The organism is Paraburkholderia sp. D15 (assembly GCF_029910215.1).
Lineage (GTDB): Bacteria > Pseudomonadota > Gammaproteobacteria > Burkholderiales > Burkholderiaceae > Paraburkholderia.
Genome location: NZ_CP110395.1, coordinates 194,207 through 214,095, shown reverse-complemented (window position 1 = coordinate 214,095; position 19,889 = coordinate 194,207). Strand labels below are relative to the sequence as shown.

Here is a 19,889-nt window from a genome sequence, read left to right as displayed (position 1 = left end):
CGACGGTTAAAACGCTAATGCTCCATTAGGCGTTGTGCTTAAAAAGAAGGCGCGCCGCCGCGTGAAGCGGGGGCGCGCCTGAGGCGTGTCAGGGTGTTGTCCTGGTCTTGTCCTTATCTTGTCCGGGTCACATACCCACGTCACATTCGATCAACTCCGCTGAGCCCCGATGCGCGCACTCGCCGCGAGCCATTCCTGTTCGAGTTGCGCCATCAGTTCGGCGGCGCCGATCCCTTCCGGACGCGCGCGGCCGAGCGGCGCGCCCTGCCCCGACCAGAGCGACAGGTAGTCGCCGTTCTGCGCGCGCGCCGCGCTTTGCCGCAACTCCTGCGTCAATGCGTTTTGCACCGGATACGGCGCGATCTTCTGCGCGGCTTCGCTCAATCGCTGCATCAACGGATTGCGTATGCCTCGCGCATGCCGGCCGGTGATGGCGCGCGTCACGGTGGTCGACGTGTCCGACGTTTCCCGTATGCGGGTCTTCCATACCGGAGGAATGCCGCTCTCGCGGCAGGTGAGAAACGCGGTGCCCATCGCGGCGGCCTGCGCGCCGAGCGCGAGCGCGGCGACGATGCCGCGGCCGTCCATGATGCCGCCCGCCGCGAGCACCGGCAGGCCGGTCGCATCGACGAGTTGCGGAACGAGCGCCAGCGTGCCGACCAAAGCATCCTCGAACGCGCCGATGAAGGTGCCGCGATGCGCACCCGCCTCCGCCCCTTGCGCGGCGATCGCATCGGCGCCCGCGTCGCGCCACGCGATGCCTTCCGCCGTGTGGGTGGCGGTGCCTATTACATATAGACCGGCATCGTGCAGACGCTTGACGTCGTGTGCCGGCAGCAGCCCGAAAGTGAAACTCGCCACCGGCACGCGCAATTCGATCAGCATCTCCAGTTGCGCGCGAAAGTCCGGCGCGTAGCGTTCGAGCGGCTGGCCCGGCGGCAAGCCGAGATCGGCGCGCACGGGGTCGATCGCTTCGAGCGCGCGACGCACGGTGGCGTCGTCCGGCGCGGCCGGATCGAGCACGAACAGGTTCACGCCGAATGGACGATCCGTCAGCGCGCGGATCGCCGCGACTTCGCTCGCGATCTTCTCCGGGCTCAGCGCGGCGCCCGCCAGAAAGCCGAAGCCGCCGGCGTTCGACACCGCCGCGACCAGCGCGGGCGTGGTCGCGCCGCCGGCCATCGGCGCCTGCACGACCGGCACGCGCAAACCGAAACGTTCGGCGAACGGTGTGACAAAACGGATTTCACTCATGATGGGGGCCTTGTCGTCGATGCGCTCGCGCCATTCGCGAGCCGGATACGTTCGACTCTACCGGGCTGCTCCGCGACCGGAAAATGAATAATCGAGAACGTTTCAATCGCCTTACGAGAATCACGCGGCGCGCGGTACCTGGCGTGGGCGCCGCGCTGCAGCGCCGGACATTTTTTGGCACACTGACTGACCGCTTCAGACATTCGTACCCGCCGCTGCGTCCGCTGTTCACGCAGACACTCACCCCGACATTCACACCACCACCCTCGCGCCATTCGCGCGCGGGTTCATGGAGAGCACGATGAGCATCACTTCCCGATGGATCGACATTCCCGCCGGCAACGACAGCTTCGGCGGCTATCTGGCCTTGCCGCGCGGCGGCGCGGGGCCGGCCGTCATCATCATTCAGGAGATCTTCGGCGTGAACGGTCACATCCGTTCGGTTGCGGATCAGTACGCGCAGGACGGCTACGTGGCCCTCGCGCCGGATGTGTTCTGGCGCGTGCAGCCGCGCGTCGAACTCACCTACGACGGTGCGGATCGCGAGAAAGGCATCGAGTTGATGCAGAAGCTGAAGGTCGATGAAGCCGTGGCCGACATCGGCGCGGCGGCCGCCGCATTGCGCGCGATGCCGGAAGTGACCGGCAAGGTCGCCGCGATCGGTTACTGCTTCGGCGGCCGGCTCGCGTATCTGGCGGCGGCGCAAGGCACGCTCGACGGCGCGGTCGCCTACTACGGCGGCGGCATCCAGAACCAGCTCGACGAAGCCGCGAAGATCACCGTGCCGATGCAGTTCCACTACGGTGAACTGGACGCGCATATTCCGCTGTCGGCGGTGGGTCAGATTCAGGAGCGCTTCGCGGGCCGCACCGATGCCGAATTCCACATCTATCCGAACGCCGATCACGGCTTCAACTGTTCGGAGCGCGCGTCGTACAACCAGCGCGCATCGGCGCTCGCGCACGGCCGCACGTTGACGTTCCTCGGCGAACGGCTTTGATGATGGATTGACGTTCGTTGAGCGCGGTTGCCGGGCGCATTGTTGACTGCGCCTGCCGGCAGCGCTTGCCGATGGTGTTTCTGTGTTTCCATGTTTCGATAGCGCCATCAAGCGTGTCTGATTTGTGCCTTTTTGTTCAAGCCGATAACACACGCGTGTAACTCGGTTACTCTCCTGAAGACGGCGCGTCGGTGACGCGCCGTCTTTCCATGCGCGACGACTTTCGTCCGTTGCATGGACGCAATGCCGAAATCCACCTTCGACAGCGAGGACCCTTCCGTCGTGCAATCAGACTATCTCGCCCATGACGCCATCGGCCTCGCCGAACTCGTGCGCACCCGCGAGGCGAGCGCCCGCGAATTGCTGGACATCGCAATCTCGCGCACCGAGGCCGTCAATCCCGCGATCAACGCCATCGTGCTGAAGGACTACGACGCCGCGCGGCAACGCGCGTCGCGTGACGATGCGAACCGGGCCAACGGCGCGGGCCCGTCGACCGGAAGCGATCCGAGCGCGCAACAGGCGCTGGCCGGCGTGCCCTATCTGATCAAGGACCTCGGCGCGCCGGTCGCGGGTCTGCGCATGGCGATGGGCAGCCGTCACTACCGCCACTTCATTCCCGCCACGGACGCGCCGGTCGTCACGCTTGCGAAGGCGGCCGGTCTGAACATCTTCGCGAAGACCAGCACCTCCGAACTCGGGCAGATGCCTTATACGGAGCCCGAACTATTCGGCGCGTGCCGCAACCCGTGGAATCTCGATCACACGCCGGGCGGATCGAGCGGCGGCGCGGCGGCAGCGGTCGCGGCCGGCATCGTGCCGCTCGCGCATGCATCCGACGGCGGCGGCTCGATCCGCATTCCGGCGTCATGCTGCGGACTGTTCGGCCTCAAGCCATCGCGCGGACGTGTGCCGCGCGCCGCACCGCCGGGCGCCGGCGAACTCGGCGTCGACCATGCGATCTCGCGTAGCGTGCGCGACAGCGCGTTGCTGCTCGATCTGCTGACGGGCAACGCACAGCGTCCGCTCGGCGCGCCCGGCACGTTTCTCGGCGCGAGCCGCGAGCCGTGCAAACCGCTGAACATTGCATACGTCACCGAGTCGATGCTGGCGCCGTCGCTCTCCACCGATTCGCGCGCCGCGCTCGACGACGCCGCGCAACTCGCCCGCTCGCTCGGCCACAACATCGAACCCGTGTCGCTCGGCATCGATTTCGCGGCGGTTCGTCATGCATTTCTGACGCTGTGGTCGGTGACCGCGGAAGAACTGGTGCTGAACGCCGAAAGCATCACGGGCCGCAAACCGTCGCGCGGCGAATTCGAAATTTCGACATGGGCGATGGCGCACGTCGGCCGCAAGCTCGGCGAGCGCGGATTGCCGGCCGCACTCGAGGAGCAGCGCCGCATCTCCGCGCGGCTTACCGATCTGCTGAACCGCTACGACGTGCTGCTGTGCGCGACGCTCGCCGCCGCGCCGATCAAGATCGGCGAGATGCATCCCACGCGCGCCGAGCGATTGCAGATGCGCGCCGTCACCACGGTGCCGATCGAAGCGCTGGTGAAAAAGATGCTGACCGAGGCGTCGAACAAGGCGTTCGCGTGGGCCGGTTGCACGGAGTTGTTCAATCTGAGCGGACAACCGGCGATGTCGGTGCCGTTGTACTGGAACGCGCGTGGTCTGCCGGTCGGCGTGCAGTTCGCCGCGCGTGAAGGCGGCGAGGCGACGCTGCTGCGTCTGGCCGCGCAACTCGAAACCGCGCGGCCGTGGTTCGATAAACGGCCGCCGTTGATGCAGGCTCGTAGCTGAGTTCGCGACCGTGTTCCCGGTTGTGTTCGCGATCGAGTTCGCGGTCGCCTCGCAGACGCAAGCCCCAATGCAAAGAGGCGTCTGCCGCACTCGACGACAGACGCCTCAATGATCGAAGTTCGATCGCACGCCGCCTTGTCGCGGCGCACTTCGCGCGTCACCGGACGGCGCGCGCGATTCACATGTGATCAGGCCTTCTTGTTATAGGCGCTGCACCAGCCCTTGCCCGCGACCTGCTTGCCCGCGAACATCGGGCAGCCGCCCCATGCGTCGGTCGGCTTCGCCTGGTAGAAGCTGCAGTTGCTGCAGTCTTGACCTGCCACGTACTTCGCGTACTTGGCCTTGTCGACTTTGGTGGCGTCGGCCTTGTAGCCGAGAGCTTGAGCGGTCGGATCGGTTTCGGCGACTTTCGGTGCGTCGGCGAATGCCGTGCGCGACAGTGCCAACGTGGACGCCACACCAATGCTGGTGATCAAAAATGTACGACGGGAAGATTTCATGGGGGACTCACTCCATTTATATAGAACTGATCGCCGTTCTAGTGACAGCGGTCCCCAAGGATAGCAACGAAGGCCTCGCGCGTGACAACCCAAATGATAGAGATAACCGAATCGGTACGGGCGCTGCGCCAGAATGTCGCGCAACGGCTAAGCGGTTGGTCGTGCGAAATGAGAATGAATCGCAAAGAGCCGCGCAACACACTACGCGCGTCCGCTCACCTCGCACACGCGTTGCGCAATCGCTAGCGACGCCGTCAAACCCGGCGACTCGATCCCGAACAGATTGACGAGTCCGCGCACGCCATGCGCGGCCGGGCCTTGAATCACGAAGTCCGCGGCCGGCTCGCCCGGTCCCGACAACTTCGGACGAATGCCCGCATAGGCAGGTTGCAACGCACCGTCGGGCAGCGCCGGCCAATACGCGCGAATCGCCGCGTAAAACGATTCCGCCCGCTGCGGATCGACGTCGTAATTGATCGCGTCGACCCATTCGACGTCGGGACCGAAACGCGCCTGACCACCCAGGTCGATGGTCAGATGCACGCCGAGGCCGGCCTCGTTCGGCATCGGATAGATCAGACGGCTGAACGGCGCGCGTCCCGAGATGCTGAAGTAGTTGCCGCGCGCGAGATAAAGCGGCGGCACGTGACGCGCGTCGAGTCCGCGAATTTTCCGGGCGAGCGCATTGGCCTGAAGACCGGCGCTGTTGATCACGCAGGCGGCGCTGATCGTGGTCGGCGCGCCGCCGCCCACTTGCACGATGAAGCGTCCATTGCTCGCGGTGATCGCTTCGACCGGCGCATGAAACGCGCACACCGCGCCGTCGCGTTCCGCGTCGCCCTGAATCGCCAGCATCAGTTGATGACTATCGACGATGCCCGTCTGCGGCGAGAACACCGCCTCGACACAATCGAGCGCCGGTTCGAGCGCCTGAGCCTGATCGCCGGTGATCCGCATCAGGTCGAGCACGCCGTTCTCGCGCCCCTTCGCCATGATCGCTTCGAGCTGCGGAATCTGATTGCGCGACGTCGCGACGAGCAGTTTCCCGCAGCGCGAGTGCGGCACGTGGTGTTCCGCGCAAAAGTCGTAGAGCATTTCGCGGCCACGCACGCAGAGGGTGGCCTTCAGCGATCCGCGCGGATAGTAGAGGCCCGCGTGGATCACTTCGCTATTGCGCGAGCTGGTGCCGACGCCGATCGCCTCGGCCGCTTCCAGCACGATCACTTCACGGCCGCGCGCCGCCAGCGCGCGTGCCACCGCCAGACCGACCACGCCCGCGCCGATCACTACACATTCGATTTGGTCCATGTCCGTTGACGCGGCCCGTTCGCCGCGCGCTGCCTCGTTCAGCCGATGGTGATGTAGACAGGATCCGGCGAATGCATGCCGCCGACTGCTCGTTATCGAACGCCCTGCCGTCTCTTTGACTGCCACGCAAAATTGTACGACTGCGCATAGACGCGAATGCCCGCGGTCGCAAACGACGGCGGGCATTCGGGTTTCAGTGCAGGTAAAACGTAGCGGCCAGACGGTTCAGTGTACGCCGAGGCGGCGTGCAGCGCTCGTTGCGCTCAGCTTAGTCCTGCGTGCTGACGCCACGGCGCGCGGTATTCGCGACGGCGCTCGTCGCCTGCGCACGCGGCGCCGTGTAGCCGCCCAGCGCGAGCTGCTGCTGATAAGCCGGCGCGTTCGGGTTCAGATTCAGCTCACCGTTGGCACGGGCCTGCGCCAGTTCCGCCTTCACCTGGGCACGCGTCTTCGGGCCGTTGTCGGGCGTGGCGGCGACGCTGTCGGCCGAGATCGGCGCATAGGGATTCTGGTTGAGTTCGCCGTCGGCGCGGGCACGGACCACATCGGCCTTCACGTCGGCGCGGGTCACCGTGCTCGGCTGCGTGTAGGTGGCGACTTCCGGACGATACGAGGTCGCGGGACCGTAGCCGCTAGCGAAAGCGGGCGCGGCGACAGCCACCGAAACGGAGAAAAGCAGAGCGAGGGAAGCGGTTCTCATGATGGATTCCAATAGTCGTTGATAGTGAGTTCTGTGCGTTGCCGAGCGACGCCGAGCGCCGCTTGGCGGTTTTTTGCGCGTCACATCGATGGAACTCAGTGTATTCCCTAGCTATTGAAATTCCAGCCCGATTGAAAACAACTTAGCATCTCAAATTTAGCAACAATTGCTGCGGCAATCTCCGCATTTCCAGTAGGGATTCCCGATTTGAGACGAAAAAAAGCCGCACGAGGCGGCTTTTCTACGAAAAACAGGCGAAAAACTCAAAAACCAATCGGTTTTCGCCGGTTTCCGTAATCGAGGCGAATATCGCCGGCGGCAATCCGGTCTCGTCCGTCGATGCGCGCCGCACCGAAGCCATTGAGAATCGCGCGGCGCATTTCACGCGGCGAGGCGGGCTTCAGCGCATCGAGCGCGTCGTCTCCAAGCAGTTCGGGGAAACGCAGCCCCCAGTTGTGCGCGCTGCGGATCTCGTCGTAGATCGCCTGGGCGATGCGGCGCGAGCCCGCGTGATCCGGCGGCGGAATTTCATACACGTTCATCCGGTTGAGAATCGGCTCGGGAATCGCGCGCTCGTCGTTCGCCGTCGCGATCCAGATCACGTGCCCGGCGTTGATCGGAATCTCCGCGAATTCGTCGATGAAACTCTGCGCGGTATCGTGTTCGAGCAGCGCGTACAGCGCGCCGAGCGGATCGTATTGCGAATCGCCGGTGGCCTTGTCGATTTCGTCGACGGCGATCACCGGGTTCGCGTAACTGCCGTTCACGAGCGCATCGAACACCTTGCCGGGTTTCGCATTCTTCCATTGCGACGACGCGCCCGACAGAATCCACCCCGCCGTCAGCGAACTCATCGCGACATATTGATAGGCGGTGCCGAGCAGGCGCGCCAACTGCTTGGCAAAGTGAGTCTTGCCGATGCCGGGGTCGCCGAGCAGCAGGATCGGCATCAACTCGAGCCGGTCCTCGGTCTCGAGGCACAGCGCGACCTGCTTGCGGATATCGTCGAGCGGCGCTGAAAAATTGGGCAGCGCGCCGATCAGATCGTCGATCGACGGCATCCGGTTCGGCTTCACGCAGAAACGCAGATTGCCGGTTTTCAGCATCTTTTCGTAGGTAGCACGCAGCGCCTCGTTCGCGCCGTCGCCGAGATCGTTCAGCGCGGTCTCGACCTGATCGAGGTCGTACACCTGACTGAAGGACGCCACGGCGATTTCCTGTTTGACCATTGCTGTTGTCATCGCTCACCCCGTCTGGCTGGTCTTGCTGCAACGGCGCCGGATACGCGCCGGTTCGAGTCCAGTGTAGCGACGACATATTGACGTGCAAGCCAGCAGTCATGCGGCTCTGCTGCTAACAACCGGTTGTTTCCGGTAACCGGCGGACGCATCTGCAATGCAGTGTTGCTGAACCCGGCCCCGTTTGCCGTGTCAGAAAAGCGTTCCGCCCATCAGGCGTAAGATGACCCTCTGCCCGTGCGGCAGGTGCAGTGACTGGAGAGCGTAGCTATGTGGAAAACCAGTATCGTGGCCGTGTTGCTCGGCACTTCGTTGCTTGCGAATGCGCAACAACCTCCGGCGCAGCAGGTCGTGCAATGGCAGTTGCAGGTGATGCGCGACGGTCAGCAGATCGACGCGTTCGACGGCACGACGACCGTCGGTCAGGCACGCACGGATACGCACCACAAGGTGGTGCAACACAATGTCGGCTGCAAGGATCAACCGGCCGGCAGTCTCGACCTGACGCGCACGCTCACCGTGTCGCCGTTGCAGGCGGATGCGAACGACGTGACGCTGCAGATCGAAGCGCAGGAAACCTTCGAGGACGATACCGCGCAGCAGACCGACACCGGCTGCAAGCTGCCGCCGCAACCGCGTCAGGTGAGTGCGAGCCATCCGGGCCTGAAGGTGCCGGCGGGGCAATGGGCGAGCTGGACGATCGTCGACAGGAACCCGAACCTGGTCTATCGCGTGCGGGCAAGCCTCGCGACGCCATCGGACGCCGCGAATTGACGCGCCGGCCATGCACTGACTAGCGCACCGTCGCGCACCGGCGTCACACCGAACTCGACACGGGCGATACCGAAGCCCTCAAACAGAACACGTGGATAACGCGGCATGCGAAACCCCGAAGAATTGATCCGCGAAAGCATCGCGCAGAAGGACTTCATTGCGGTGAGCTGGAACCTGCACAAGGGCCGCACGCCGCTCGGCTTTCAGGCCTGGCAGGCGATGCAGCGCTGGGTGCAGTCCACTCACGCCGACGCCTATTTTCTACAGGAAGCGATGGCGCGGCGCATGCCGTCGCCGGTTCTCGCGCGCAGTTTCGGCGCGCCGCTCGGCGATCCATTGAGCGACGTCTGGCACTGCCAGGCCACGGAAATCGCCCGCGCGCTCGAACTGGAAATCGCGCTCGGGCCGAATGTGTTCAAACCGTCGTGGCGGCACGGCAATGCGATTCTGTCGCCGCATCCGCTGGATCTCGGCGGGCGCTGGGATATCTCCGCGCATCGCTTCGAAAAGCGTGGCTTGCTGGTCGCGCGCGCGACTTTCGGCGGTCATTCCGTGACGCTGCTGTGCGCGCACCTCGCGCTGACGCGTTCCGCGCGCTTGCGGCAGATGAACTGGATCGCGCACTGGATCGCGAAGGAAGCGCCGGAAGGTCCACTGGTTCTCGCGGGCGACTTCAACGACTGGCGCAACGATTCGGTGCCGCTGTTCGGCGAACACGGCCTGCAGGAAGTCGCGACGCTGCTCGGCGAATCGGGCCGCACGTTCCCGGCGTTTTCACCGGCGCTCGCGCTCGACAAGATGTTCGTGCGCGGGATGAAACCGGTCGAATGGATTCAGCCGACGCAGGAAACCGCGTGGCTCTCGGATCATCTGCCATATATGGCGCGCTTGAGGGTGGAGTGAGATACGGTGAAATAAGGCGGGCGAGCGTGAAGTAAAGCACGCGAGGCCGCCCATCACGTACCACCCGTCTGCACCCGTTTGCACGCGTTTGCACCCCGCACTTACGCGCGGCGCGGCGTCCACCTCAGCGTCGCGGCAATCCCCTCGTCCGGCTGCAACACGCAGCCCCCCACCTGCTCCCGCGGCCCTACCGCGTTGAAACAGTCGGTCGTATTCGTCACCGGTTCCACGCACAGCTGCGGATCGTTGGCCGGCGCAAACACCACCATGTGATCGAACGGCGCGTCGGCGGTCATCGTCAATTGACGCTGCTCGTCGGGCCACGCGATCGTCGCCTCGCGCGACCAGTTCGCGAAATTGTTGTCGAGGTCGAACTCGTCCGCCGGCATGCCGGTGCGCAATGCGTCCACGGCGGGATGCGCGCCGAGATGCGTGGGCAGCACGTCGGCGTCGGCATGCCACATGGCCTGCACGCCGGCGTACACGCGGGTTGCCGCGGTGCGCGGATAGTACGGGTGATGACCCATGCCGAACGGCATCGGCCGCCCGGACAGATTTTGCGCGGACATCGTGATGACGAGCGCGCCGTCGCGCAACGCGATCCGCTGAGTCGCGCGATAGCGGAACGGCCAGTCGCCGACCCGCCGCATATCCGGCTGGTGTTCGAAATGCAGTTCCACCGCGCTGTCCGAACGCGCGCCCACCTGCCACGGATGCCGCCACGCGTTGCCATGCAGCGCATGCGCGAAGCGCGGGTCGTTGCCGGCGAGATCGATCGTGGCGCCGTCGAACGTGAAGCGCGCGTCGCGAATGCGGTTGCAATACGGAAATAGCGGAAAGCTCGCCATTTGCAGCGGGTCGCGCCCGGCAAACGCCGCCGGCGTTGCCGGACGCAGCCAGTGCAGCGGACCCTCGGGCGTCACTTCGTAGAACGCTGCGAGCGCGCCGCCCACCTCGGGCGCCAGCACGACGCGCAGCGCACCCGCCCGCAACGTGACGAGCGACGCCGCGATGACGGGATCGTCGAGCCAGACAAGGTCGTCGTGCGCCGTGATGGGCCGCGGCTGGAGCGAATTAGGGGAAACGTCGCGCATGGTCAGAACAGGCGGGGCCACGGACGAATGCCGGCAGCAACGCGCATCGGTGTCTCCTGTAACGTGCCGCACACAGTGCGCGGCCGGCGGACTATCGGAGTCCGCGCGACCGAGAATCGCACGCCAAAGCCCATCGGTCAATATTATTAGTAATAAATTAGCCGAAAACTTCGCATTGCCGGTCGATTCGATACTCCCAAATGGCGGGTTAGCGCGCGTTGCCGCGCGCATATTATTAGTGGTACCGTCAGCACCACGATGCCCTCGGCATGCCCCTGCTTTAGCGCCGCAGCAATGCGGCCCGCACAATGAAAAAATCGACTCAACGCCGCCCCACCATGACCGACATCGCCAAGCTCACTGGCGTGTCGCAGTCCACTGTCTCGCTGGTGCTGAACAACGCCACCGGCGCGAAGTTTTCCGAGGCGACCCGCAACAAGGTGCTGAAGGCCGCGCACGACCTCGGCTACCGGCTGTCGTTGCGCGAGCCGGTGTCGGCCTCGGCCGATGAACGCAATCTGATCGTCTATCTCGCCGACGAGATCTCCACCAGCCCGCATCCGGTCGTCAACGTCGACGGCGCGCGCGACGCGGCCTATGCGAGCGGCAAGATGCTGGCGGTCTACTCGACGCACGGCAACGCCGACATCGAGAAACAGGTGCTCGACGCGACGCTGTCCAACCCGCACGTATTCGGCGTGATCTACGCGACCGTCTACACGCGCAAGGTCACGCTGCCGGCCGCGCTGTCGCAGGTGCCGACCGTGCTGCTGAACTGCTACACCAGCGACGGCGGCGTGTCGTCGGTGGTGCCGGCCGAGGTCGCGGGCGGCCATCTCGCGACCGACTATCTGCTGCAGGCCGGCCACCGGCGCATCGGCTACATCAACGGCGAGCCGTGGCAGGACGCGTCGAAAGATCGCCTGAAGGGCTACCGCACCGCGCTCGCCACCGCCGATCTGCCGTACGCGGCCGAACTGGTGCGCGACGGCGACTGGAGCTCGGGCCTCGGCTTCGAGCTGACGCTGTCGCTGATGCGCGAAGCGAATCCGCCCACCGCGATCTTCTGCGCGAACGACCTGACCGCGATCGGCGCGATCGAAGCGCTCAAGCAGCTCGGCCTGCACGTGCCGGAAGACGTGTCCGTGCTCGGCTACGACGACCAGGAAATCGCCCGCCACACGCACCCGCCGCTCTCGACCGTGGTGCTGCCGAACTACGAACTGGGGCGCTGGGCCGTCGAAACCCTGCTTCAGGAGGAGCACAACCGCGCAGCCGGAGCGCCGGTGCGGCACCGGATGGTGAAGCTGGATGGTCCGCTTGTCGAACGGTCGTCGGTCAGGGTAATTACCGAGGCAAAAAAGCCAATAATTAATATTATTAGTGATTGACCGATAATAATTCCGGGTGGAATAATCGGCACGTCCGGTTCAGGTGAAACAGCGCCGGCCGGCAGGAGAAACACAAAAGCAAATACACACCTACCTCACCAGGTACTGGAGGAAGACATGGCGTCGCTCAACACGCAGTCGCGCGTTCAAATGCGCAAGCAGCAGATTCGTCCGCTGGCGGGTTCGCTGCTGGCTCTGGCAATCGGTTTCGGCGTCGCCACCGCGCACGCCGACGACGCGTTGCCCAAACTGCCGAACAAGACTCCGCTGAAGGTCGGCTTCGCGCAGACCGAAAGCAATAATCCGTGGCGTCTCGCGGAAACCAAGAGCTTCAAGGACATCGCGGCAAAGTGCGGCTGGCAGATGGTCATGACCGACGCCAACGGCTCCAACTCGAAGCAGGTCTCCGACATCCAGAGCATGATCGCGCAGCACGTCGATCTGCTGGTGTTCCCGCCGCGCGAGGAGAAACCGCTCGCGCCGATCGTGCTGCAGGCTAAAAAGGCCGGCATCCCGGTGATCCTGGTCGACCGCGATGTCGATCAGTCGGTGGCCAAGGCGGGCCGCGACTACATCACCTTCATCGGCTCGGACTTCATCGATCAAGGGCATCGCGCCGCCGACTGGCTCGTCAAGGCGACCGGCGGCAAGGCGAAGATCATCGAACTGGAAGGCACCACCGGCGCGTCCGCCGCGAACGATCGCAAGAAGGGCTTCGACGAAGTGATCGCGAAGAACCCGGGCATGTCGATCATCGCGTCGCAAAGCGGCGACTTCGCGCGCGACAAGGGTCGTCAGGTGATGGAAACGCTGTTGCAGGCGCACCCGGACGTCACCGCGGTCTACGCGCATAACGACGAAATGGCGCTCGGCGCGATCGCCGCGATCAAGGCGGCCGGCAAGCAGCCGGGCAAGGACATCCAGATCGTCACGATCGACGGCACCAAGGGCGGCATGGACGCGATCGCGGCCGGCGAACTCGGCGCGAGCGTGCAGTCGAGCCCGTTCTTCGGCCCGCTCGCCTGCGATGTCGCGCAGCGCTACGCGAAGGGCGAAAAGATCCCGACATGGGTCAAGGTGTCCGACCGCTTCTACGACAAGAGCAACGTGCAGCAGAACATGCAGTACGGCTATTGATCGGCGCCCGACGGGCAACCGCGAAGCCTCCCTCCGGAGGCTTCCCCCAACAAGCGTTGCAGCAGGACGTCAACCGCCTGTGACAAGTCTCCGGTCGACCGGCATGCGCGCCTGAAACGCGCACATGCCGGTCCCGCGCAAGCGACTTGCGCGGCGGGCGGTCGGCGAGAAGGGTTCGAAGCGACGCGCCCGTGTCCGCACGGACCGTCGCTTCGCTTTTATGCGGCGTAACATGGTTCGACGGCGCCGCCGCAAGCCGTGCAGCTCATGCAGCTCATGCAGCTCATGCAGCAGCACAAGCAGCAGCACACGCATCAGGAGGACACCCGTGACGCAATCCGCCACGCCCACGCCGCACACTCCCCCCACCGGTTCGCCGCTGCTCGAGATGCAGGACATCGGCATCAGCTTCGGCGGCGTGCCCGCCTTGCGCGGCGCCAATCTGAGCGTCGCCGCCGGCGAAGTGCATGCGCTGATCGGCCAGAACGGCGCCGGCAAATCGACCATGATCAAGATCCTGACCGGCGCCTACCGGCGCGGGTCGGGCAGCGTGCGCTTCGAGGGCCGCGAGGTCGATTTCCGCACCCCGAAACAGGCACGCGAAGCCGGCATCAGCACGATCTATCAGGAGATCAACCTGGTGCCGTTCCGCTCGGTGGCGGAAAACATTTTTCTTGGCCGCGAACCGCGCCGCTTCGGTCTGATCGACTGGCGCGCGGTGCAGCAGCGCGCCGCCGCGCTGCTCGAATCGTTCGGCTTGCAGATCGACGTGAAGAAACCGGTGGGCCGCTATTCGACCGCGATCCAGCAGATGGTCGCGCTGGCGCGCGCGGTCTCGGCCGACGCGAAGATGGTCATCATGGACGAGTCCACCTCGTCGCTCGACGAACGCGAAGTCGAACTGCTGTTCACCGTGGTGCGCAAGCTGCGCGACGACGGCCGCGCGGTGATCTTCGTGTCGCACCGGCTCGACGAACTCTACGCGCTGTGCGACCGCGTGACGGTGATGCGCGACGGGCAGACGGTCGCGCAAAGCTCGATGGCCGAGATGGACAAGCTGCAGCTCGTCACGACGATGCTCGGCCGCACGCTGGCCGCCGTCGTGCAGGAAGACACCGCGTCGCGCGAAGCGAATCTCGCGCGGCGCGGCAAGCAGGCAATCGCCGCGGTCAATCTGAGCGCGCATCCGAAAGTAAACGACGTGTCGCTCGAAGTGCATGCGGGTGAAGCGGTCGGTCTGGCTGGTCTGCTCGGTTCGGGCCGCACCGAGACCATGCGGCTGATGTTCGGCGCCGATCCACTGGAGCAAGGCTCGCTGACGATCGGCGGCGACCAGGTCGCGCTGAAGTCGCCGCAGGACGCGATCGCGCGCGGCCTCGCGTATCTCACCGAAGACCGCAAGGCCGAGGGCATCGTCCCCGAGCTGTCGGTGCGCGACAACCTGACGCTGGTGTGCCTGCGCACGCTGGCGAAAAACGGCATCGTCGACGTGAAGAAGCAGCAGGCGATCGTCGATCGCTTCATCGCGTCGCTCGGCATCAAGCTGCGCTCCGCCGACCAGCCGATCCGCGAGCTCTCCGGCGGTAATCAGCAGAAGGTGCTGCTGGCGCGCTGGCTCGCCGCCGAACCGTCGCTGCTGCTGCTCGACGAACCGACGCGCGGCATCGACGTCGGCGCCAAGGCGGACGTCGCGAAGATCGTGCGCGAGCTGCGCGACGCCGGGCTCGGCGTGCTGATGTCGGCCTCCGAGCTGGAGGAACTGACCGCCGTCGCCGATCGCGCGGTGGTGATCCGCGACGGCCGCACCGTCGCCGAACTGAACGGCGCGGACATGAGCGAGACCGCGATCATGGATGCGATCGCCTACGGCGGCGATGCGCACTCGCAACTGGCCGAAGCCGCGCAAACGGCGAACGCCGCCCATATCGAAGACGCGTTGGAGGGCGACCGTCATGGCGCTTAAGCTGCACAGCGATTCCCTGCATACCGAACCGGCCGCGCGCGGCGAGGCCGCGGCGCCTGCCGCGCCTGCCGCGCCTGCCGTCTCGCCTGCCGCGAGCGGTAACCCGCTTACCGCCAAAAGTGCCGGCGCCGGCGCCGATGCCGGCAAGCGCCCCACGAGCACCGTGCAGAAATGGCGTCATCTCGCCATGCAGCGCGAAGTGATCGTGCTGCTCGCGATGGTGCTGTTCAATCTGATCTTCACGCCGCACTTCTGGTCGCTGCAGACCTTCAACGTCAACATGACGCAGGTGGTGACGATCGTGATCGTCGGCATCGGCATGACGCTGGTGGTGGCGACGGGCGGCATCGATCTGTCGGTGGGCGCGTCGATGGCGATCTCCGGCGCACTCGCGCCGATGCTGTTCCTGAACATCGCCGGGCCGGCCGGCATCGCGCTCGCGTTCGTGTTGCCGGTGCTGGCGGCCGCGCTGTGCGGCGTCTTCAACGGTTTTCTGGTGACGCGGCTCGCGGTGCAGCCGATCGTCGCGACGCTGGTGCTGTTCATCGCGGGACGCGGCATCGCCCAGGTCGTCACCGACGGCAGCCTGCAGGCGTTCAACACGCCCGCCTTCCAGTGGATCGCGCTCGGCAAGGTCGCGGGCGTGCCGTTCCAGGTGCTGCTGATGCTGGCGCTGGTCGGTCTGTTCGTGTGGGTCGTGCGCAAGACGCTGTTCGGCCAGTATCTGCTGATCACCGGCGGCAACGAAAAAGCCGCGTATCTGTGCGGCGTGCCGACCGCGACCGTGAAGCTGATCGCCTACACGCTGTGCGCGGCGCTCGCCGGACTCGCCGGGTTGATCTCGATCTCGGTGAATTCGTCGTCGGATGCGAATGTGGTCGGGCTCGGCGTCGAGCTCGACGCGATCGCGGCGGTGGCCGTCGGCGGCACCGCGCTGACGGGCGGCAAGGCGTACATAGGCGGCACGCTGATCGGCGCGCTGATCATCCAGTTGCTGCGCTACACGCTGCTCGCGCACGGCATTCCCGACGCGGCGGCGCTGGTGGTGAAGGCCGGCATCATCGTCGCGGCGGTGTATGTGCAACGGCGTTCGCGCTGAGCGCCACGCCAAGTCACGGCACTTCAAGTCAAGTCACATCACGTCGGGCCAAGGCAAGGACTACTCCGGACTCCATGCGATGAAAAAGAATCTCCCTATCCTGTTCGCGCTGGTCGCGCTGGTCGTCTTCGGCCTCGTGCGCTACGACCATTTCGGCTCGGCGTACAACATCACGTCGTTCTGGCGCTACAACTCGATGTTCGCGCTGATCTCCATCGGCATGGCGTTCGTGATCATCACCGGCGGCATCGACCTGTCGGTCGGCACGGTCGCGGCGCTGGCAAGCGTGGTGGCCGCGCTGACGAGCGTCTACGGCGCCTGGGTCGCCGTGCTGGCCGGCTGCGCGGCGGGCCTCGCGGTCGGCGTGCTGAACGGCGTGATCATCACGCGGCTCAAGATCCTGCCGTTTATCGTGACGCTCGCCACCAGCCTCGGCGCGCACGGCGTCGCGCTGCTGCTCGGCAAGAACGATGCGGTGTCGATCGCGGCGGATTCGAACTTCGGCAACTTCGGCCAGGGCGATCTGTTCGGGCTGCCGATTCCCGGTCTCGTCGCGGCGGTGGCCGCGCTGGCGGGCTGGCTGGCGCTGCGCAGCACGAAATTCGGGCGGCATTCGCTGGCGATCGGCGGCAGCGAGGAAGCGGCGCGCCTCATGGGCCTGAACGTCGACCGCACGCTGGTGCTGGCTTATGCGGTGAGCGGCCTGCTCGCCGGCATGGCGGGCGTGATCCTCGCCGCGCAGTTCGGCGCGGGGCAGCCGAACGAAGGCGTCGGCTGGGAGCTGTTCGCGATTTCGGCGGTGGTGCTCGGCGGCACGCTGCTCACCGGCGGCGAAGGTTCGATCGCGATGACGATTGCCGGCGTGCTGTTGCTCGGTCTCGTCTTCAACCTGCTGAACTTCGAAAACGGGCTGGGCTTCATCAGTCTGTCGGCATACTGGCAATCCGTGATCCGTGGCGTGTTCCTGCTGCTGGTGATCGTATTGCAGGCGCGCGTGCTGAAACAACGCGGCAAGAAACGCGCGGCGGCGCCCGCGTAGACAGGCGCGGCCGGGGTGCGAGCCGCCTGGCCGCACGGCCGCCGGCCTCGCCCCGCCGCTCGCCGTCGCGCGCGATCTTGTCAGTTTTATCAGCAGGGTCAATGCTGCACCGCCGTGCGGGTTTCGGTATCATCCCGAGATGTTGCCCGCGCGGCGCGTCTATCCGGCGTGCGCCGGACAGCAGATGGCAGCCGCTCAGCGCGGCGTTCGCCCATCGCCGTACCCTTGATGAAGCGCGGCAGCAGCCACGCCAACGCACTTCGCGGCGCCCGATTGTGGATCCACAGCCGGCGCCGTCGCTTCCTGGTCCGGTAACCCGCTTTACCACGCACAACCGCCGCGGCGCGGCCCTCGGGCAGCGGGCGCGGTAAAATAGCGGATTGCGCGCGATTCCCGTCCTCGGGTGAACGCAGCATCGCCCTTGCCGTGCCGGCCGGCTCCAACGACTGGCCGCCTTTGTTTTCGCACTATCCAAGAAGCCATGAGCAACCTGAACACACAGACCGTCCTGAGCGTCCACCACTGGACCGATACGCTTTTCAGCTTCACCTGCACGCGCGATCCGTCGTTCCGCTTCGAGAACGGCCAGTTCACGATGGTCGGCCTCGAGGTCGACGGCAAGCCGCTGATCCGCGCGTACAGCCTGGCGAGCGCGAACTACGAAGAGCACCTCGAATTCCTGAGCATCAAGGTGCAGGACGGCCCGCTCACGTCGCGTCTGCAGCATCTGAAGGTCGGCGACGAAGTGCTGATCGGCAAGAAGCCGGTCGGCACGCTGATGGCCGACAACCTGCTGCCGGGCAAGACCCTGTGGCTGCTTTCCACCGGCACGGGCCTCGCGCCGTTCATGTCGATCATCAAAGATCCGGACATTTACGACCGCTACGAGCGCGTTGTCCTGACCCACACCTGCCGTTTCGTCGACGAACTCGCGTACAAGGAATACATCACCGACCACTTGCCGGCGCATGAACACCTTGGCGAACTGGTGCAGGAAAAGCTGCTGTACTACCCGACGGTCACGCGCGAAGCGTTCCAGAACCGTGGCCGCATCACCGAACTGATCGAAACCGAAAAGCTGTTCGCCGACCTCGGCGTGCCGGGCTTCTCGCTGGAAAACGACCGTGTGATGCTCTGCGGCAGCCCGCACATGCTGCGCGACACGCGCAAGCTGCTCGACGACCTGGGCTTCCAGGAAGGCAGCAACAATGCACCGGGTCACTACGTGGTGGAAAAGGCGTTCGTCGGCTAAGTCGAACGATTCAAGCGGCATCTCGCCGCGTCGAGCAAAAAAGGAGCCTGAGGGCTCCTTTTTTATTGCCCGTTACAAAATGACGCCGTTGATTTGACATTTGGCGTCGGTATTATTCCTACAAAATTCGCCGCTTTGTCATATTGCATAACATCAACCATTGCGTGAAATGTAGGCGCTAACCCTTGGTGCAACTGCATTTTTTCTACTTTTGAGATATGATCGCGGCGCAAGATCAGACGAATGGAACCGCCCTGCCGATGTCCGTCCGTCATGTTACTGAATGTAAATTTCGTTACGTTGCACCGTAGCAAATCGCCTGTCACGCCGTATGCGTGGCGGTTCACCTGGAGGCTGGAGACCCGTATGCGTTCTTTCGTCTTCGCGCCTCGGCTGCGCACCCGCTTCGCTGTCCACACCGCTTCCTGAGAGGGAAAGTCATGGATATGTCGACTGTCGTCGTCCCGTTTACCGCACATCATCCTTCGTCGGCCGTTCGTGACGGTGCGGGCGCATTGGGTGCGTCGGGTGCATCGGCTGCGTCGCCGGCGGGCTTGGCGACTGTCGCGACCGTCCCGGCAGGATCGATAACCGCGGCCGGCGCGGCTTCGGCGCTTAGGGCCGGTCGCGACGAAACCGCCGCCGGGCGCGAACTGGCGCGGCTGCGCGCGCGGGTCCGCGAGCTGTCGGCGGAACTGGTGCAGGCGCAGGAGGCCGCGTGCCGGCACATCGCGCGTGAACTGCATGACGGCGTGGGCGCCGAGCTGACCGCGACGCGCTTCGCGCTCGCCGGCGTCGAAACCTGGCTGCCCGCCGACGCGCCGCCGCAATGCGCGGCCGCCCTCGCGGTCGCGAACCGTTCGCTCGACGCCGTGTGCGCGGCGAGCCGCCAGGCGGTCGCCGAATTGCATGCGCCGTCGCTGGAAAGCGGCATTGTCGGCGCGCTCGCGCACTGGACCGGCGACTTCGCCGCACGCACGCAGTTGCGCACCAGCTTCGTCTGCGCGGCCGACGTCCGCCTGACCCGCCTGCCCGCCGACGCGGCGCTGGCAGTCTTCCGCGTCGCCCAGGAAGCGCTGAACAACATCGCCAAGCACGCGCGCGCCGAATCGGCGGACGTGCGGATCGAGACCAGCCGGCGGCATCTCACCGTGATCGTCGCCGACGACGGCATCGGCCTGACGCGCAAGGCCCGCAACCGGCGCGGCCACTTTGGCCTGAGCGGCATGCAGGCGCGCTGCGCGGCCTTCGACGGCACCTTGCGCGTCAGCGCCCGGCGCACGGCCACCTCGGGCGCATCGGGCGGATCCCGCGGCGCGGCATCGGCCGCGCATGCGCAGCCGCGCGGCACGCTGGTGCGGGCGCGCTTCGCGTGGGACGCGATGCTGGCCGACGCGCTATGCGGCGAACGCCGCGCGCTGCAATCGTGAG

The 19,889-nt window shown here is 65.5% G+C and carries 17 protein-coding genes; 11 read left to right on the top strand and 6 right to left on the bottom strand.

Features of this window, described 5'->3' with window-relative positions:
• Positions 1 to 150: 150 nt before the first annotated feature.
• Positions 151 to 1,254 carry a nitronate monooxygenase gene (locus tag LFL96_RS00835; RefSeq protein ID WP_280997035.1) on the bottom strand — a complete coding sequence of 368 codons (1,104 nt, stop codon included), beginning with the start codon at positions 1,252 to 1,254 and terminating at the stop codon, positions 151 to 153.
• A gap of 301 nt (positions 1,255 to 1,555) precedes the next feature.
• Between LFL96_RS00835 and LFL96_RS00830 the strand changes: the two genes are divergently transcribed.
• Positions 1,556 to 2,254 (top strand): dienelactone hydrolase family protein, encoded by a 699-nt coding sequence (locus tag LFL96_RS00830; protein WP_280997034.1) that lies wholly within the window; start codon positions 1,556 to 1,558, stop codon positions 2,252 to 2,254.
• A 243-nt stretch (positions 2,255 to 2,497) separates the two neighbouring features.
• Complete coding sequence (locus tag LFL96_RS00825; RefSeq protein WP_280997033.1) at positions 2,498 to 4,060, top strand: amidase; 1,563 nt, start codon at positions 2,498 to 2,500, stop codon at positions 4,058 to 4,060.
• A gap of 188 nt (positions 4,061 to 4,248) precedes the next feature.
• Here the strand turns inward: LFL96_RS00825 and LFL96_RS00820 are convergent, their stop codons facing one another.
• From LFL96_RS00820 to LFL96_RS00805, 4 genes are all read right to left on the bottom strand, one after another.
• Entirely contained in the window at positions 4,249 to 4,560 is a 312-nt protein-coding gene (locus LFL96_RS00820; protein WP_280997032.1) for a high-potential iron-sulfur protein, read from the bottom strand.
• A gap of 201 nt (positions 4,561 to 4,761) precedes the next feature.
• Positions 4,762 to 5,868 (bottom strand): NAD(P)/FAD-dependent oxidoreductase, encoded by a 1,107-nt coding sequence (locus LFL96_RS00815; protein WP_280997031.1) that lies wholly within the window; start codon positions 5,866 to 5,868, stop codon positions 4,762 to 4,764.
• 268 nt (positions 5,869 to 6,136) lie between these two features.
• Complete coding sequence (locus LFL96_RS00810) at positions 6,137 to 6,568, bottom strand: DUF4148 domain-containing protein (RefSeq protein WP_280997030.1); 432 nt, start codon at positions 6,566 to 6,568, stop codon at positions 6,137 to 6,139.
• 263 nt (positions 6,569 to 6,831) lie between these two features.
• A complete protein-coding gene (locus tag LFL96_RS00805; RefSeq protein WP_280997029.1) occupies positions 6,832 to 7,809 on the bottom strand; it encodes an AAA family ATPase in 978 nt (325 codons plus the stop codon).
• Positions 7,810 to 8,076: 267 nt separating this feature from the next.
• Here LFL96_RS00805 and LFL96_RS00800 point away from each other — a divergent pair, with 267 nt between their 5' ends.
• Positions 8,077 to 8,580 carry a hypothetical protein gene (locus tag LFL96_RS00800; protein WP_280997028.1) on the top strand — a complete coding sequence of 168 codons (504 nt, stop codon included), beginning with the start codon at positions 8,077 to 8,079 and terminating at the stop codon, positions 8,578 to 8,580.
• A gap of 105 nt (positions 8,581 to 8,685) precedes the next feature.
• Entirely contained in the window at positions 8,686 to 9,483 is a 798-nt protein-coding gene (locus LFL96_RS00795; protein WP_280997027.1) for an endonuclease/exonuclease/phosphatase family protein, read from the top strand.
• 101 nt (positions 9,484 to 9,584) lie between these two features.
• On the opposite strand, the gene LFL96_RS00790 is transcribed toward LFL96_RS00795, so the two are convergent.
• A complete protein-coding gene (locus LFL96_RS00790) occupies positions 9,585 to 10,577 on the bottom strand; it encodes an aldose 1-epimerase (RefSeq protein WP_281000858.1) in 993 nt (330 codons plus the stop codon).
• Between the two features lie 338 nt (positions 10,578 to 10,915).
• On the opposite strand from LFL96_RS00790, the gene LFL96_RS00785 reads away from it, so the two are divergent.
• The 7 genes from LFL96_RS00785 (at position 10,916) to LFL96_RS00755 (ending at position 19,888) form a co-directional block, all read left to right on the top strand.
• Positions 10,916 to 11,968 carry a LacI family DNA-binding transcriptional regulator gene (locus LFL96_RS00785; RefSeq protein ID WP_281000856.1) on the top strand — a complete coding sequence of 351 codons (1,053 nt, stop codon included), beginning with the start codon at positions 10,916 to 10,918 and terminating at the stop codon, positions 11,966 to 11,968.
• A gap of 117 nt (positions 11,969 to 12,085) precedes the next feature.
• Positions 12,086 to 13,105, top strand: a complete 1,020-nt coding sequence (locus tag LFL96_RS00780) for an ABC transporter substrate-binding protein (protein WP_280997026.1) — start codon at positions 12,086 to 12,088, stop codon at positions 13,103 to 13,105.
• Between the two features lie 388 nt (positions 13,106 to 13,493).
• Positions 13,494 to 15,068, top strand: a complete 1,575-nt coding sequence (locus tag LFL96_RS00775; RefSeq protein WP_281000855.1) for a sugar ABC transporter ATP-binding protein — start codon at positions 13,494 to 13,496, stop codon at positions 15,066 to 15,068.
• Positions 15,058 to 16,167 carry an ABC transporter permease gene (locus LFL96_RS00770; protein WP_280997025.1) on the top strand — a complete coding sequence of 370 codons (1,110 nt, stop codon included), beginning with the start codon at positions 15,058 to 15,060 and terminating at the stop codon, positions 16,165 to 16,167. The genes LFL96_RS00775 and LFL96_RS00770 overlap by 11 nt, the downstream gene beginning before the upstream one ends.
• Before the next feature lie 79 nt (positions 16,168 to 16,246).
• A complete protein-coding gene (locus tag LFL96_RS00765; protein WP_280997024.1) occupies positions 16,247 to 17,206 on the top strand; it encodes an ABC transporter permease in 960 nt (319 codons plus the stop codon).
• A gap of 481 nt (positions 17,207 to 17,687) precedes the next feature.
• Positions 17,688 to 18,458, top strand: a complete 771-nt coding sequence (locus LFL96_RS00760; RefSeq protein ID WP_280997023.1) for a ferredoxin--NADP reductase — start codon at positions 17,688 to 17,690, stop codon at positions 18,456 to 18,458.
• A 440-nt stretch (positions 18,459 to 18,898) separates the two neighbouring features.
• Complete coding sequence (locus LFL96_RS00755) at positions 18,899 to 19,888, top strand: ATP-binding protein (protein ID WP_280997022.1); 990 nt, start codon at positions 18,899 to 18,901, stop codon at positions 19,886 to 19,888.
• The last annotated feature ends 1 nt before the right edge of the window (position 19,889 follow it).

Excerpts from the sequence above, each read along its gene's own strand:
- LFL96_RS00835 (WP_280997035.1), bottom strand. The coding sequence starts at position 1,254 with ATGAGTGAAATCCGTTTTGTCACACCGTTCGCCGAACGTTTCGGTTTG.
- LFL96_RS00830 (WP_280997034.1), top strand. The coding sequence starts at position 1,556 with ATGAGCATCACTTCCCGATGGATCGACATTCCCGCCGGCAACGACAGC.
- LFL96_RS00825 (WP_280997033.1), top strand. The coding sequence starts at position 2,498 with ATGCCGAAATCCACCTTCGACAGCGAGGACCCTTCCGTCGTGCAATCA.
- LFL96_RS00820 (WP_280997032.1), bottom strand. The coding sequence starts at position 4,560 with ATGAAATCTTCCCGTCGTACATTTTTGATCACCAGCATTGGTGTGGCG.
- LFL96_RS00815 (WP_280997031.1), bottom strand. The coding sequence starts at position 5,868 with ATGGACCAAATCGAATGTGTAGTGATCGGCGCGGGCGTGGTCGGTCTG.
- LFL96_RS00810 (WP_280997030.1), bottom strand. The coding sequence starts at position 6,568 with ATGAGAACCGCTTCCCTCGCTCTGCTTTTCTCCGTTTCGGTGGCTGTC.
- LFL96_RS00805 (WP_280997029.1), bottom strand. The coding sequence starts at position 7,809 with ATGACAACAGCAATGGTCAAACAGGAAATCGCCGTGGCGTCCTTCAGT.
- LFL96_RS00800 (WP_280997028.1), top strand. The coding sequence starts at position 8,077 with ATGTGGAAAACCAGTATCGTGGCCGTGTTGCTCGGCACTTCGTTGCTT.
- LFL96_RS00795 (WP_280997027.1), top strand. The coding sequence starts at position 8,686 with ATGCGAAACCCCGAAGAATTGATCCGCGAAAGCATCGCGCAGAAGGAC.
- LFL96_RS00790 (WP_281000858.1), bottom strand. The coding sequence starts at position 10,577 with ATGCGCGACGTTTCCCCTAATTCGCTCCAGCCGCGGCCCATCACGGCG.
- LFL96_RS00785 (WP_281000856.1), top strand. The coding sequence starts at position 10,916 with ATGACCGACATCGCCAAGCTCACTGGCGTGTCGCAGTCCACTGTCTCG.
- LFL96_RS00780 (WP_280997026.1), top strand. The coding sequence starts at position 12,086 with ATGGCGTCGCTCAACACGCAGTCGCGCGTTCAAATGCGCAAGCAGCAG.
- LFL96_RS00775 (WP_281000855.1), top strand. The coding sequence starts at position 13,494 with ATGCAGGACATCGGCATCAGCTTCGGCGGCGTGCCCGCCTTGCGCGGC.
- LFL96_RS00770 (WP_280997025.1), top strand. The coding sequence starts at position 15,058 with ATGGCGCTTAAGCTGCACAGCGATTCCCTGCATACCGAACCGGCCGCG.
- LFL96_RS00765 (WP_280997024.1), top strand. The coding sequence starts at position 16,247 with ATGAAAAAGAATCTCCCTATCCTGTTCGCGCTGGTCGCGCTGGTCGTC.
- LFL96_RS00760 (WP_280997023.1), top strand. The coding sequence starts at position 17,688 with ATGAGCAACCTGAACACACAGACCGTCCTGAGCGTCCACCACTGGACC.
- LFL96_RS00755 (WP_280997022.1), top strand. The coding sequence starts at position 18,899 with ATGGATATGTCGACTGTCGTCGTCCCGTTTACCGCACATCATCCTTCG.